At 67.6% G+C, this 14,992-nt stretch carries 12 protein-coding genes; 6 read left to right on the forward strand and 6 right to left on the reverse strand.

Translation table 11 applies throughout. From position 1 onward, the window contains the following. Positions 1-163 precede the first annotated feature (163 nt). Positions 164-769, forward strand: a complete 606-nt coding sequence (locus tag APZ21_RS22475) for a TetR/AcrR family transcriptional regulator (RefSeq protein WP_082393378.1) — start codon at positions 164-166, stop codon at positions 767-769. A gap of 144 nt (positions 770-913) precedes the next feature. On the opposite strand, the gene fadD5 is transcribed toward APZ21_RS22475, so the two are convergent. Then, positions 914-2,485, reverse strand: a complete 1,572-nt coding sequence (gene fadD5, locus APZ21_RS22480) for a fatty-acid--CoA ligase FadD5 (RefSeq protein ID WP_054815279.1) — start codon at positions 2,483-2,485, stop codon at positions 914-916. Positions 2,486-2,826: 341 nt separating this feature from the next. On the opposite strand from fadD5, the gene APZ21_RS22485 reads away from it, so the two are divergent. Then, a complete protein-coding gene (locus tag APZ21_RS22485) occupies positions 2,827-3,804 on the forward strand; it encodes an NAD(P)H-dependent flavin oxidoreductase (RefSeq protein ID WP_054815280.1) in 978 nt (325 codons plus the stop codon). A gap of 53 nt (positions 3,805-3,857) precedes the next feature. On the opposite strand, the gene APZ21_RS22490 is transcribed toward APZ21_RS22485, so the two are convergent. After that, on the reverse strand, positions 3,858-6,230 hold the full coding sequence (locus APZ21_RS22490; RefSeq protein ID WP_054815281.1) for a lysylphosphatidylglycerol synthase transmembrane domain-containing protein: 2,373 nt from the start codon (positions 6,228-6,230) through the stop codon (positions 3,858-3,860). Between the two features lie 259 nt (positions 6,231-6,489). Between APZ21_RS22490 and APZ21_RS22495 the strand changes: the two genes are divergently transcribed. Together APZ21_RS22495 and APZ21_RS22500 are read left to right on the forward strand one after the other, a co-directional pair. Next, positions 6,490-7,356 (forward strand): SDR family NAD(P)-dependent oxidoreductase, encoded by an 867-nt coding sequence (locus APZ21_RS22495; protein ID WP_239476762.1) that lies wholly within the window; start codon positions 6,490-6,492, stop codon positions 7,354-7,356. A 32-nt stretch (positions 7,357-7,388) separates the two neighbouring features. Continuing rightward, positions 7,389-7,988, forward strand: coding sequence for a GDSL-type esterase/lipase family protein (locus APZ21_RS22500; protein ID WP_054815363.1), 600 nt, complete (start codon positions 7,389-7,391; stop codon positions 7,986-7,988). Positions 7,989-8,045: 57 nt separating this feature from the next. Here the strand turns inward: APZ21_RS22500 and APZ21_RS22505 are convergent, their stop codons facing one another. Beyond that, a complete protein-coding gene (locus tag APZ21_RS22505) occupies positions 8,046-9,536 on the reverse strand; it encodes an ABC1 kinase family protein (RefSeq protein WP_239476763.1) in 1,491 nt (496 codons plus the stop codon). Between the two features lie 126 nt (positions 9,537-9,662). Here APZ21_RS22505 and APZ21_RS22510 point away from each other — a divergent pair, with 126 nt between their 5' ends. Both APZ21_RS22510 and APZ21_RS22515 read left to right on the forward strand, forming a co-directional pair. Next, the gene (locus APZ21_RS22510) at positions 9,663-10,436 is read left to right on the forward strand and encodes a GntR family transcriptional regulator (RefSeq protein WP_054815282.1); all 774 of its coding nucleotides are present in this window, start codon (positions 9,663-9,665) and stop codon (positions 10,434-10,436) included. 111 nt (positions 10,437-10,547) lie between these two features. Next, on the forward strand, positions 10,548-11,513 hold the full coding sequence (locus APZ21_RS22515) for a DUF5996 family protein (RefSeq protein ID WP_054815283.1): 966 nt from the start codon (positions 10,548-10,550) through the stop codon (positions 11,511-11,513). A gap of 3 nt (positions 11,514-11,516) precedes the next feature. On the opposite strand, the gene APZ21_RS22520 is transcribed toward APZ21_RS22515, so the two are convergent. From APZ21_RS22520 to APZ21_RS22530, 3 genes are all read right to left on the reverse strand, one after another. Further along, complete coding sequence (locus APZ21_RS22520; RefSeq protein ID WP_054815284.1) at positions 11,517-12,638, reverse strand: NAD(P)H-dependent flavin oxidoreductase; 1,122 nt, start codon at positions 12,636-12,638, stop codon at positions 11,517-11,519. Positions 12,639-12,857: 219 nt separating this feature from the next. Continuing rightward, positions 12,858-14,210: a WS/DGAT/MGAT family O-acyltransferase gene (locus APZ21_RS22525; RefSeq protein WP_054815285.1), complete on the reverse strand. Its 1,353-nt coding sequence runs from the start codon at positions 14,208-14,210 to the stop codon at positions 12,858-12,860. Positions 14,211-14,359: 149 nt separating this feature from the next. Further along, a complete protein-coding gene (locus APZ21_RS22530; RefSeq protein WP_054815286.1) occupies positions 14,360-14,986 on the reverse strand; it encodes a class I SAM-dependent methyltransferase in 627 nt (208 codons plus the stop codon). Positions 14,987-14,992: the final 6 nt, after the last annotated feature.

Below are 14,992 nucleotides of genomic sequence, written 5' to 3' on the forward strand. Positions count from 1 at the left end.
CAAGTGTTCATTATCGTTGGGTATCACCCGCACGATCGAGCCGGGACGGCGGCGACGCACCGCGTCGGCGCCGCTTCGTCGGAGGACCTATGCACAGTGCGCGACCAGGCAGTGACGGACGAGGCGGACAGCGAACGGTGACGAACGAACCGGGATGCCGCCGATGAGCCAGGGAACCGACCGCAGAGTCCGCCGCACCCGCGCCCTGTTGAATCAGGCACTGCTCGAACTCATGCTGGAACGCGGCTACGAGCGCATCTCCATCGGCGACATCCTCGAGCGCGCGGACATCGGCCGCTCGACCTTCTACGCCCACTTCCGCGACAAGGATGATCTGCTGCTGGTCAGCAGTACCGAATATCTGCGCGCCACCATCATGGCCGCGCGACCCGATCCGGAAGATCCGGCGGCTCCGCCGATTTCGGCGCCGCTCGCCCCGGTCTACACGCTGTTCGACACCGCGGCGGGCAATCCGGAGCTGTACCGCGCGCTGCTCGGCGCGAAGGCCAACGCGGTGCTGCTGCGCGCGACCCGCGGCATGGTCGCCAAGATCCTGGCCGAACGCCTCACCGACACCTTCGATGTGGAGGAGGAGGAACTCGCGGCCCCGATCACGTTCCTGTCGTGGGGGATCGTCGGCCTGCTCGGCATGATCGTCGACGCCGACCCGCCCCTGCCCGCCGCCGACGCCTACCGCCGACTCGAGGAGATGGTGGCGCCCGGACTCGATCGCCTGGTGCGCGGAAGCGACCGCGCGGACGTCGGCTGAGTCCGGCCCCGAAACACCACCCCCCGAAAACACCGCGGCGCGAATGCGCCGGACCGGCTCGGCCGGCTCCTCACGCATTCGCGCCGCGCCCGCACCGCTCTCCGCGACCCAGTTCACGGAAACGGGGGAACAGACACGCTGGAATCAGGACGAGAAGTCCTTGCGCAGTTGTACTTTCACGACCTTACCGCTGGCGTTGCGCGGCAGTTCGGCCACCAGCACCAGGTCCTTCGGGTGCTTGTAGCGCGCCAGGTTCTCGTTCAAGTACGGCTCGAGTTCGGCGATGGTCAGCTCATCGTCCGGGTTCACCAGCGCGACGACGGCCACCGGCACCTCGCCCCACTTCTCGTGCGGCCGGCCGATGACCGCGGCCTCGCGGACCTTGGGATGCCCGAACAGGACATTCTCCACCTCGGCGCAGTAGATGTTCTCACCGCCGGAGATGATCATGTCCTTCTTGCGGTCCACGACGTAGACGAAGCCCTCCTCGTCCTGGCGCACCAGGTCGCCGGAGTGGAACCAGCCGCCCGCGAACGCCTCGGCGGTGGCCTCCGGCTTGTTCCAATAGCCCTGCATGAGGGTCGGTCCGCGGTAGACGATCTCGCCGATCTCGCCGGGGGCGACATCGTTCATCTCGTCGTCGACGATCCTGGTCTGGATGGTCGGGATGGGCTTGCCGACCGAGCCGAGCTTGCGGATGGCGTCCTTGCCCTCGAGCACGCAGGTGATCGGCGACATCTCGGTCTGTCCGAATACCGCGACATTGAAGGCATTCGGGAAGCAGTCGGCCATGGCCTTCAACACGGTGTCCGAGGCGGGGGCCGCGCCCCAGCTCAGCACCTCGAGCGCCAGCTTGCGCTGTTTGACGGTCGGGTCGGCGCAGATCAGCTGCCACTGTGCGGGCACGCAGAACGCGCTGGTGGCCTGTTCCGCCTCGACCGCGTCGAGGAAGTCCTTGGCGTCGAAGGCGCCGAGCGGGTGCAGCACGGTCTTGGCGCCGAGCATGAACGCGGGGGCGAGGCTGCCGAGTCCGGCGATGTGGAACAGCGGCGAGGTGCAGAAGCCGACGGACTCCTGCTCCATGGCCAGCGCCCGGATACAGGTCAGCGACTGGGCGTTCATATTCGAGTGCGACAGGATCGCGCCCTTGGGGCTGCCGGTGGTGCCCGAGGTGTACATGATCAGGCACGGGGTGTCTTCGGCGATATCGAGCGGGGTGTGCGCCTCGCCTTCCTCGGCCAGCAGTTCGTCGAATCCGAGGACGCCGTCGCCGGTGGTTCCGCCGATGACGATCACGTTCTCCAGCGCGGGCGACTGCGCCTGCACCGCGGTGGCCAGCGGCTGGAGCAGGGTGTCGGTGACCACGGCCTTGGCGCCGCTGTCGCTGACGATGTAGGCGACCTCGGGCGGGGTGAGCCGGAAGTTCACCGGCACCGCGATGGCGCCGAGAGCATTGATACCGAAGACGGCTTCCAGGTACTCCGGGTAGTTCAGCGCGAGGATCAGTACGCGGTCGCCGAAGCCGACGCCCCGGCGGGCCAGCGCGTCGGCGAACTTCAGCGAGCGGTCGTTGAGCTGCCGCCAGGTGGTGTCGACGCCACGGAACCGCAAGGCGACCGCGTCAGGACGCATCTGCGCGTGTGTCGCGATCTGGTTGTTCCAGTGGTTGCGCCGGGACCGGATCGGCTCCGCGAGCGCGTGTACACCAGTGGTCATGCCACCAACTCCTTGGCTGTGCTGTTCCGCGCGAACTGTGGGGCAGTCGCCCCTGGCGCCGACTGAGACGAGAATAACAACTAACTTAAACCACCGGCAAGAGATCGGGAGATGAATCGGCGTTAATCGCACCGAAATGCGGTCCGACGTGAGAAACACCCTTCGATCTGGTGCTTTGCCGATCGTCTTGGGCGCCACAGGCCGACTGTGCGGCTTCACGAATCCATCAACTATGCGAATCATGGCTTACTTACCGCTTGTACGGGGGTCGATCCGCATGTCACGATCGAGCCCGGCAGGGCGGGGACCGGCACGCCCGCGCGGAATAGAGGAGTAGCGCAATGCTGCGTACCAGGTTCACCGAGACATTCGGGGTCGAACATCCGATCGTGCAGGGCGGCATGATGTGGGTGGGTCGTGCGGAACTCGTGGCGGCCGTCGCGAACGCGGGCGGGCTCGGGTTCATCACGGCGTTGACCCAGCCGACCCCCGACGATCTACGTAAGGAGATCGAGCGAACGCGGGAGCTGACCGACAAGCCCTTCGGCGTCAACGTGACGATTCTGCCGTCCATCAACCCGCCGCCGTATGAGGAATACGCCAAGGCGATCATCGACAGCGGCATCAAGATCGTGGAGACCGCGGGATCGAATCCCGAACCGTTCCTGCCGCACTACCACGGGGCGGGCATCAAGGTACTGCACAAGTGCACCAGCGTGCGGCACGCGCTCAAGGCCCAGCGCATCGGCGTCGACGGCGTCAGCATCGACGGCTTCGAATGCGCGGGACACCCGGGCGAGGACGATATCCCCGGCCTCATCCTCATCCCGGCGGCCGCGCGGGTGATCGACATCCCCATGATCGCCTCCGGCGGTATCGCCGACGCGCAGGGGCTGGTCGCGGCGCTGGCGCTCGGCGCCGACGGCGTGAACATGGGCACCCGGTTCCTGTGCACCCGGGAGTCGGCGATCGACCAGAAGGTCAAGGAGCAGATCGTCGCCAACAGCGAATTGGACACCCAGCTGATCTTCCGCACCATGCGCAACACCGCGCGCGTGGCCGACAACGAGATCAGCCGCAAGGTCGTCGAGATCGAGAAGGCGGGCGGCACATTCGAGGATGTGCGCGAACTCGTCGCGGGCGCGCGCGGGCGCAAGGTCTTCGAGGAAGGCGACCTGGACGCGGGAATCTGGACGGCGGGTCTGGCCCAGGGCCTGATCCACGACATCCCGACCTGTGCCGAACTGATCGAGCGCATGGTCGGCGAGGCCGAGGAGCTCATCACGCGGCGGCTGCGGGAAGTCGTCGTCACCGCCTGACCGCTCGATGCGCGTGGGGCCCCGGAATCCATTGGACGCCGGGGCCTTTCGCATCAGATCAGGTCGCGGGCGGTCATCCAGCGCATGACGAACCAGCCGCAGAACACCGGCAGCCAGCAGGTCAGCACCCGGTAGAGCAGCACCGAGGGCACCGCGACGGCCGCGGGCACGCCGAAGGCGGCAAGACCGCCGATGAGCGCCGCCTCGACCGCGCCGACGCCGCCCGGTGTCGGCGCCGCGGCCGCCAGCGTGCCGCCGATCATGGTGACGATGGTGACCGTCACGAAATTCGTGCCGCCGCCGAAGGCTTCGATACTGGCCCACAGCGCGCCCGCCAGACCGAGGGTGATCGCCGCGCAGCCGCCGATGATGGTCGTGAAGCGCTTCGGATCGCGCGCCAATTGCGCGAGTTCGCCCAACACCTCCTGTAATTGCGGCCGGATCGAGGTATTCAGCCAGCGACGCAGCTTCGGCACGAACATGAAGGTGCCGATGATGCCGACCGCGACGCCGACGGCGAGATAGATCACCATCGCGTCGGGGACGAAATGCGACAGGTCCGCCGAGGTGCCCGCAACGATGCTGAACAGCAGCAGCAGACTCAGGTGGGTGATGACCTGCACCGCCTGCTGCAAGGCCACCGCGGCGGCGGCGCGCACCGCGCCGAGTCCGGCCTTCTGGAGGAAGCGCACACTCAGGGCGAGACCGCCGACCCCGGCCGGCGTCGTCGTGGCGGCGAAGGTATTGGCGACCTGCATGATCACCAGATTCGTGTAGCTCACCAGACCCGACGCGCACGCCCACAGGGCCGCCGCCGCACCCGCATAGGTCAGCGCCGAGACGCCGAGCCCCAACAGCGCCCACCACCAGTTCGCCGTCGCTAGCTGGGTGAAGAAGGTCGGAACGGCGCTGATGAACGGATAGGCCACGTAGACGAGGCCGATGAGCAGCACCAGCTGGATGATCCGATTGCGCGAGAACCGGGTGATCTGGTCGGCCTCGATCTTGTCCTGGCCGGTCTGTTTGCGGATCTCGTCGCGCGCCTGCCCCACCACCGAACCCCAGTCGGCCACCGATCTGCGGATGCCGCCGGGCATGGCGGACTTGGTGAGCCGCCGCGAGGCCGACAGGATGGTCCGCACGCCGAGTGCGTCGATGGCCGCGCGCACCGCCGTCTCCCGACCGAAGATCGCCGTGGTGGCGACCAGCAGTTGCGCGATATCGGTTTGCACCTGGGTCTCCGAGGGACCGAATTCGGCGCTGCCGAATCCAGCGAACAGAGTCGAGCCGTTCTCGATCATGATCTCGGCCGGGCGCAGGTCGCCGTGCGATATCTGTCCGCGGTGCAGCAGGTCGAGCGCGGTCCACACGTTGGGCAGCACCGAATCGTCGTTCTCGGCCAGCGGGACGCCGCGCGGTGTGGTGTGCGCGTACAGCATCCAGCCGCGGTCCAGCGCGGCCACGCCCACCGTGGTCTGCGCCGCCAGCCCGAGGTCGTCGGCCGCGATCGTCATCAGGGCGCTGTGCTCGACCGCCCGGTGCATCGAACCGTGCAGTGCCGCGGTCTCGCTGCTGCGGAAGGTCATCAGCCGCCACAGCGTGCGCAACGCGCCCCAACTGCGCTGGTTCTTGCCGTACAGCTCGACCATCAGTTCCCGCTCTGGTCCCTCGACCGCCGCGGCCAGCGTCAGCGGACCCGGTCCGGCCGGGCGTACCACGGTCAGCGAGTTCACGGTGTGCCCGCGCCGGGCCAGCAGCCGCACCGCCGCGTCGAGCGGCACCTCCAGCGCGGGCGTGCCAACCACCCACACGATGACCGCGCCGACCAGCCAGCCCACCGCGAGTCCGAACATGGCACGCGCGGGCACCACCGTGCTCACCACCAGGTGGATCGGCGCGAAGGCCAGCAACAGCAACCACAGCCAGCGCCGCGGCCGGTTGGGCAGCCACGGGCTCGACACCGTCAGCACCGCCGCGAGCATGGCGATCCAGCGGGGATCGTCGAGGAATTGCGACAGGAAGGTGTCCAGCCGCTCCGGCACCTGGAGATGCCATCTCGGCGCGGACAGGCCGGTGCCGGTGATGGACAGCAGCAGACCCGCGGTCAGTCCCGCGGCCGCGTACCCGGCGAGCAGTTTCCACTGCCTGCCGATGAACAGTTCGATGAGAATCGCGAACGGCAGGATCAGGATCGCGATGCCGTAGATCAGATAGACCAGGTTGGACTGGTCGGGGGTGAGGAAGCCGACGATATCGGAGACCGATCGCTCCAGGGCGAGCCATTCGGGCCGGGTGATCACCGAGGCCGCGATGACAACGGTCAGCCACAGCGCGGCGAGGACGACACGGACGATGTCATTGGTCCGCCGGATCAGCGGTTGTAGCAGGTTGCCCGTGACCGGGATGTCCCGCCCGTCGACTCGCATGTCGTATCGGCACTTTCGGATCGAGTTGGAGCTGCACCGGCCACCCGCCTCGCGTAGAGCGTGAGTATGCAGCAGGCCACCGGACCCGATCGGCAGCACACGCCGTGGCGGTTCGACGGCGCGCGGTGCCGTTCGGGCGGTGACCAGCCTGCCAGAGCCGGCGCGGATACCCCCGGGCGGCCTGTCTCGGCAACCCTCTTGCCGTACGCGGCCGCGGCGGTGACGATCGAACAGACGGCACCGAACGAGGAGACACCACATGGCAGAGCAGGGCGAAGATCTGACGGGCGTCACCATCGTGGTGACCGGCGCGAGTTCGGGAATCGGCGCGGTGGCGGCCGTGGAACTCAGTGCGCGCGGAGCCACCGTAGCGGTGGTCGGCCGGTCACCGGAGAAGACCCGCCGGGTCGCCGAAGCGGCGGGCGCGGACGCGTTCCTCGCCGATTTCGCCCATCTCGACCAGGTGCGCGAACTCGCCGACCGGTTGCTCGAGCGCTATCCGCGCATCGACGTGCTCGCCAACAACGCGGGTGGCGCCTGGGCCAAGCGCACCGCCACCGTCGACGGCAACGAACTCACCTTCCAGGTGAACCATCTCGCGCCGTTCCTGTTGACCGGTCTGCTGCTGGAGCGACTGTCGCGGGCGCCGCGGCCGCGGGTGATCAACACCGCCAGCATGACCTACCGCCACGCCGACCTGGATCTTGACAAGGCCAATGCCACCAGCGGCTCGTTCGCCATGCTCCGCGCGTACAGCGCGTCCAAACTGGCCAATATCGTGTTCACCCGCGAACTGGCCCGCCGCACCGCGGGCAGCGGACTGGTCACGGCGGCCTTCCACCCCGGCGCCGTCGCCACCAATGTCTACGACAACGCGCCGCTCGGCCTCGGCGCGTTCATCCGATCCCCGCTGTCCAAGCCGTTCTTCATTCGTCCTGAGAAGGGCGCGCAACCATTGGTCCACCTGGTGACCACGCCGGATACCGAGGCCATCCACGGCCGCTACTTCCACCGTTTCACCGAGGAGACGCCGCGGAACAAGCAGGCGCTCGACGACGAACTCGCGCGCAGGCTGTGGACCGCCTCCGAGCGATGGACCGGGATCACCGTGGGGGCGCGGGACTGATCGGCGCCGATGCGGCCTGGCAGGATGACCCGGTGGTCGGTGATCTGCGTATCTGCTGTGTCGGGGACTCCTATGTCGCCGGTGTCGGTGATCCCGAATGCCGCGGGTGGACCGGGCGTCTGGCCGTCGAGGCCGCCGCCGCGGGTCTCGCCCCGACCGTCTACAACCTCGGCGTCCGCCGGCAGACCTCCGTCGACGTCCTGCGCCGCTTCCTGCCCGAATGCGAACAGCGGCTGCCCGCGAGCCGCAGCGCGGGCGTGGTCCTCGCGGTCGGCGCCAACGACGCCACCCACGAGAACGGCGGTCCCCGAGTGTTACCGGAGGTCACCGTCGAAGCCCTCACGGTCATGCTCGGCGAAGCCGCCGCCCGCGGCTGGCGCACGCTGGTCGTCGGACCGCCTCCGCTCGCCGACCCCGCCCATACCGCACGCACCGCCGATCTCGACCGCCGCTTCGCCGAACTCTGTGCCGCACAGGCTGTTCCCTATGTCGGTATCCATGAATCCCTGTGCGCGAATCCGACCTGGACGCGCGAGGTCGCCGCGGGCGACGGCGCACATCCGGGCGCGGCGGGTTACGAGGCGCTGGCCGAACTCGTTCGCCCGCGGTGGCGGCGCTGGTTGTCGTACTGACCACCGCGGGTCGGGTGTCCGCGTACCACCGGCTACCCCGCGGTGGAATCCGCTGACTCAGACAGGGGAGTCGTCGGGTACCCGGCCTGTGCCGCCCGCGTTCGTGAGACCGTTGCAGCGGGTCGCGGACGTGCGGCGTTCGCGCGCGGCGGCGAGATCCACCGGGTCGGACCCGTCTCGGTCCATGCGCTCGAACACCTCGGCCAGGGCCGGAATCGAGCGGATGATCTCGTCGCGGTAGGAGCCCTCGGTCTCGAGTTGGGCCAGTGCACCGACGAGGGTGAGCGCGGAGCGCGCGAACGGGGTGAAGTTGGCGGGCATGGTGCAATCGCGCGCCACATTGCTCAGGCGCGGTTTGGTCGCGCGCGCCACCTGTTTGCGCAGCCAGGGCGAGGACATGCGGAATGTCGCGTGTCGCAACGGTTCTCCGCAGGGCAGTACCGCGGCGAACAGCGCGTCGGCGTCCACGGTGCGATCGGCCTGTATGAATCCGTGCCGCCGCGTCACGCCGGCCAGCTCGAGCGGACCGCCTTCGAAGACGGCGCGGCAGTAGTCCACCGCGAGTTCCTCGAAACCCTCCGGTGGCCAGCGGCAGCATGCGCCGAAATCGACCACGCCGAGTCGGCCGTCGGGCAGTACCCGGAAGTTGCCCGGATGCGGGTCGCCGTAGAGCAGTTCGGTGCGGGCGCAGCCGTCGAGGACGAAACGCACCATGAGCATGCCGACCCGGTCGCGTTCGCGGCGCGAGCCGGTGGCGACGACACGGGGGACCGGCGTGCCGTCCAGCCACTCCGAGATCAGTACGTCACCCTGTTGTTCGATCACCTCGGGCACCCGGAAATCGGGGTCGTCGGCGTAAGCGGCGGCGAACGCGCGCTGGTAGCGCGCCTCGCAGGCGTAGTCGAGTTCCTCCATGACGCAGGCGCACAGCGCCTCGGTCAGCGCCTTGACATCCGCGCCGGGCACGAAGACCTGTGCCAGCCCCGACATGCCGCGCAACCGGTCGAGATCGCCGCGCACAGATTCGCGCGCACCGGGATACATGATCTTGACCGCCACCGGTCTGCCGTCGTGCCAGACCGCGCGGTGCACCTGGCCGATGGAGGCGGCCGCGGCCCGGCGGTCATCGAATTCCCGGAAGCGGCAACGCCAGTCGTCGCCCAGATGTTGAGCCATGACCATGCGCACCGTCGAGGGCAGCAGTGCGGGAGCGGAATCCTGGAGCCGACCAAGCGCGATCTTGTACGGCTCGGCCAACTCCGGCAGCAGTGCCAATTCGTAAATGGCGAGCAGCTGACCGAGTTTGGTCGCACAACCCTTGAGTTCGCCGAGCACCTCGAAGATGTGCTGCGCGGTGCGGGTCCTGATCTCCCGATCGACCTGCTCGGCGGGGCGGCCCAGTGCGCGTTTGCCGAAGCCGATGGCCTGTCTGCCCGCGAAGGCCACCGGCAGCGCGGCCAGTTTGGCATTGCGCACAGCGGCGCGCACGGGTGGATTCCCCCGGGCGTGTAGTGCGGAGGCCCGGGGGAATCCCTGTCGAATGGTCATGAATCACCTCACACTGTGCGCGGAACAGTGTTACACAGGTGCGGTCTCACATGCTGCGGCCTAGACTGTCTGGGACGTAGACGAGACGAGTTGTCACGGGCACTAGATACGAAAGGGTGGCTTTCGATGGGATCCCACACGGTAGTCGCCGACGTCGCCGACGAATTGGCGCGCCGGGTTGCCGCAGGGGAATATCAACCGGGGGAACTGATGCCGTCGGTTCGTCAGGTCGCCGAGGAATTCGAGATGAACCGGGCGACCGCGCAACTGACGCTCGGCCGACTGGAGTCCTACGGATTCGTCGAAGCGCGTCGGGGTAAGGGTTTCACCATTCGCGACGTCCGCGAGGCGGGCGGCATCGACGTATACCGGCACCTGTTCCGCTACTCGATCTCCATGCCGGACGTCGCCGTCGAAATGTTCCGCGATGTCATCGAGGTTGAGCGCGGCATCGTCATGAGCGCGCTGCTCGCCTACACGGACAGTCCGCGGGGTATCGACCCGGCCGAGCTCAGGGCCGCCATAGATGAGCTGGAAACGCTTGCGCGGCTGGAGGTTCCGCCCTACCACCGGATTCTGGCCATCGAGGTCGTGCTGGTGCGCAAGCTGCTCACCGTCCAGGGTGCGAGTATGCAGCGGGCAATTCTGAATTCCATCGGCGAGATGGTGTTGGAGGTGCCGGAGGCGATCGAGGCGTTCTTCGCGGGCGCGGCGGATCTGCACGTGCTGGTATGGCGGGCGATGGTGGCGGTATGGGAATCGGATTCGGGTCCGTCGGATGCGCAATTGGCGCTGTTCGACGACCTTTTCGGCATGTATCACGAGAAAGTCGTCGCGAGATTCGCCGATCTGCTCGGAGTGGTCGAAACGGCCGAGGAAGGGCATGCCACCACGGCGTGATCTGCGCCGCGAGCACTGATTGTCTGAGACGATCGTACCAGGTATTTCGATCTACCTCCCGGTAGGGGCAAACAGTTGGCATTCGTCACGGGGTGAACGTACCGTGACGCTATGACCGACTCCTCCGAGTTGCTGCCTGCCCTACCCTACGAGTCGTGGCGTCCGACCAAGGAGACACTGCACCGGTTCACGCAGATCGTCGGCAAGCTCGCCCTCGCCACCGGCATCCGCCGCAATCACTGGTGGCACATCACCTACCGGCTCACCGCCCGCGGTATGACCACCGTGCCGCTCGGCACCGCCCGCCGCGGACCCGTATTCGACTGCGCCTTCGACTTCGTCGACCACGTGCTCCGCATCGCCGATGTTCGCGGCACCACCGTGGAGATCGAATTGTCCGGGCGCAGCGTCGCCGACTTCTACGACGCCGTCATGCGCGCCCTCGGCGATCTCGGCGTTGAAGTCGTTCTGCCGCATCCACATCCATTCGACCTACCCGATGCCGGACGGCCCTTCGCGCAGGACACCGAACACGCCGCCTACGATCCGGCGCGGGTGCGCACGGCATTCCGGGTGCTCAGCCAGGTCGGTCGGATACTCGAGGAGTTCAGCGCCACCTATTCGGGCAAGATCAGTCCGGTCCAATTCTTCTGGCACAGCTTCGATCTCGCGGTACAGCGCTTCTCGGACCGGCATGTCGAACTGCCGCCGACGGTGGATTCGGTGACCCGCGAAGCCTATTCGCGCGAGGAGATCAGCGCCGGGTTCTGGTTCGGCGATCCAAAGGTGCCCGCGCCCACCTTCTACTCCTATGTCGCACCCGAACCCGAAGGCCTGGCCGAACGTCCGCTCGCGGGCGGCGGGCACTGGGTGACGGCGGGTTCGGGGCATTCGGCCTATCTGGACTACGACGCCGCGCGCCGTGCCGACGATCCCGTCGGCACGGTGCTCGCGTTCTACCAGTCGGTCTACGCCGCGGGTGCGGAATTGGCCGGATGGGATACCGCCCGGCTGGCGTGCTGGGGCGGTATCACCGATCCGATCCTGGAGCCGGCGCACCCGCGGTGGCCGGAGTGAGTCTCAGGCGCCGTTGAGTTTGTTGAGCCGCTCGCAGGCTTCCACGTACTCCTCGATCAGCCGCGCGACCACATCGGCGGAACGCTCGACCTTGTTCATCATGCCGACGACCTGACCGACCGGGTTGAAGTTCACGTCCTTGGCGGCTTCCGGATACCGGTGACCGCGCTTGACGCCGTCGAGGGCGACCATCATCTGCAACGGCATGGGCAGCGGCTTGGGGTTGTCCGGGTTCTCCCATGCCTCGGTCCAGTCGTTCTTGAGCATGCGGGCGGGCTTGCCGGTCCACGCGCGCGAACGCACGGTGTCGTGGCTGGTCGCGTCGATATAGGACTGCATCTGAGCCGGCGGCACATTCGCCTCCTCGACGGTCAGCCACACCGAACCCGTCCACGCGCCCGCCGCGCCCATCGCCATGGCGGCGGCGACCTGGCGGCCGTTGCCGATACCGCCCGCGGCCAGCACCGGCAGATCGCCGACGGCATCGATCACCTGCGGCCACAGCACCAGCGAGCTGACCTCGCCGCAGTGCCCGCCGCCCTCGGTGCCCTGGCAGACCACGAAGTCCAGTCCGGCGTTCTTGTGGTTGAGCGCGTGCTTGACCGACCCGCAGAGCGCGCCGATGAGGCGGCCCGACTCCTGGATCTTGCTGACGAATTCCGGCGGCGGGGTACCGAGCGCGTTGGCGACCAGCTTGGCCTTGGGATGGCGCAGGATCACCTCGATCTGCGGGGCGACCGTGGTGGCGGTCCAGCCCAGCAGCTGGTTGTGGTGTTCGTCCTCGGGCAGGGGCGGCACGCCGTGGTCGGCCAGGAGCTTCTCGGCGAAGTCGCGGTGACCCTGCGGAACCAGTTCGGCCAGCTTGGCTTCCAGTTCCTCGGGGGACAGGCCGTCGATGCCCTTGCCCTCGTACTTGGAGGGGATGACCAGGTCCACGCCGTACACGCCGTTGACGTGTTCGTCGAGCCACGCGAGCTCGACCTCCAACTCCTCGGCCGTGAAGCCGACCGCGCCGAGCACGCCGATGCCACCGGCATTGCTGACCGCGGCCGCGACGTCGCGGCAATGAGTGAAGGCGAAGATGGGGAATTCGATCCCCAGCCGGTCGCAGATTTCGGTACGCATCGGTGCTGGTCTCCCTTACTGGCTCCGCGGTCGCGGACCGCGGACCGACGACGCTCTAGAACGAGTTACATGACCGCCCCGTCGGGTGTGCGCACGCCGAGGCGGATGGTGGTGGCATCCTGCCGGGGCGGCGGGTCGTTCGACCGGCGAATGCACCATATTCAGACAGTAACACGTTCTAGTTTTATCGGAATAGAGGTTGACATTCGCGGTGCGCGATCAGATCGATTCCTCCAGCTCGGCAAGTCCGTTCTCCAAGTGTCCGAGTAGCCGGTCCAACTCCGGGACGCTGCGTCGGCATCCCACGATGCCGAAATCGAGGTTGTCGCCGACGGTGGTCAGCGTGATGTTGGCGGCTTGGCCGTCGAAGGGAATCGACAACGGATAGCCCGCATCCAGCCGGGCGCCGCCCCAGTACAGCGGCGAGCGCGGTCCGGGCACATTGGAGATGATGAGGTTGAACGGGGGTGCGGCCACCGAGGTCAGCGCGGGCAGCAGCGACATCGCGACAGGACTCAGCATCAGCGCCGACAGCGCCATCGCCTGCACCGGCGACAGGCCGTGATAGACCTCCTTGTTGCGCCGCGTCGACTCCCGGATGGTCGCCAGCCGGACCAGCGGATCGGCGATATCGGTGGCCAGATTGCACAGGATCGCGCAGACCTTGTTGCCGCCGGGTTCGATATCGTCGTGCCCGCGCAGCGACATCGGCACCAGCGCGATCAACGGCTTGTCCGGCAGGGCGTCGCGCTCGGCCAGATAGCCGCGCAACGCGCCCGAGGACATGGCCAGCACGACATCGTTGAGCGTCGCCCCGGTCGCCTTGCCCACCTGTTCGAGTCGCTCAAGCGGCCACGAGCGCACCGCCGCCCGACGCGCGCCGCCGATCGGCACGTTGAACAGGGTGCGCGGCGCCTCGAACGGCATCGCCCACTGCTGGCGCAGCAGTGCGTCGCCGATCGTGCGCACCAGCGCGGGCGCCGCGGCGGCGGTGTGCCACAACTGCTTCGCGAAACCCTTCCTCGACCCCGGCGACGCCTGCGGTTCGGGACGCCGCGCCCGCGGCGGATTCCACGGTGCGCCCAGATGGGCCGAGGCCGGGTCCTCGGTCATGGCGCGGCGCAGTAACCGCTGACCGGACACACCGTCGATGAGCGCGTGATGCATCTTCGTGTATACCGCGAACCGGCCGTCGGCGAGCCCTTCGATCAGATGCATCTCCCACAGCGGACGGTGCCGGTCCAGCAGGGAGCCGTGTAGTCGGGACGTCAGATCCAGCAGCTGTCGCGGCCCGCCGGGCCCCGGCAGCGCCGCGCGGCGCACGTGATAACCGAGATCGATGTCGTTATCGCTGGTCCAGGCGAGTTGCGGGGTGCTGAACAGGGTCGCGGGACGCTTGCGAAAGGTCGGATGGAAACCGTCGTGCCGCAGGAGTCGCTCATGCAGTCCGCGCAGCTGATCCCGTGGCGCGTCCTCGGGTGGTTCGAACAGCATGAGCCCGCCCACGTGCATGGGATGCTCGCGGGATTCGGCGAGTAGGAACAAGGCATCGATCGGTGACACGAACTCCATGGGATGGTCGCCCCCTGGCGGTGGTGGGTATTCGGATGGCTGATCGACCACGTTGTCGGATGGGCACGCACGACCGCGAGAGCACCGTTCGGCGATTCGGAAACGGCGACTTCGGAATGCGGTGATCCGTAGTCCGGTGACCCAGGGAATCACTGATCCTTGGAGATCAACAGATATGCCTGCGCGAACCGCTCATCCGTATCCGGTCTCCGTATCATCCGGCACACCTCGTGCAATCCGTGGTCGCGTGCCGACTCGGCGAGTCGCTGCGGCGGCCAACGGTAGGCGAGTGTCACCCGATGGTCGAAGGCGTCGACCGATTCCTCGGCCGCTTGGAAGGCGAGCAGTGCGAGCCCTTTCGGACGGAGTACCCGGGCGAATTCGGATAACACTCCCGGCACCCGGGCCGGCGGAAGATGGATAAGCGAGTACCAGGCGATCACTCCCGCCAGCGAGCCGTCGGCGAAATCGAGCCGCTCCACCGAGCCCTCGCGGAAATCCAGATCCGGATGGTCGCGCCTGGCGAGTTCGATCATGCGCGCCGACACGTCGATGCCGGTGATCTCGAGTCCGCGATCGGCGAGATAGCGGGTGATTCGGCCCGGTCCGCAGCCGAGATCGGCCACCGGACCCGCGCCCACCTTTTCGGTGAACGTATCGAGCATGGCGCGGTCGAAGGGCTGCGCCGCGAGCACGCCGCGCGTGACTTCGAGGTACAGCTCCGCGACCGCGTCGTAGGCCGCGCCCACGTCGGTCGTGGGTGTGTCGTCTGTCATCGTCCC

Source organism: Nocardia arizonensis, from assembly GCF_001310275.1.
Classification (GTDB): domain Bacteria; phylum Actinomycetota; class Actinomycetes; order Mycobacteriales; family Mycobacteriaceae; genus Nocardia; species Nocardia arizonensis.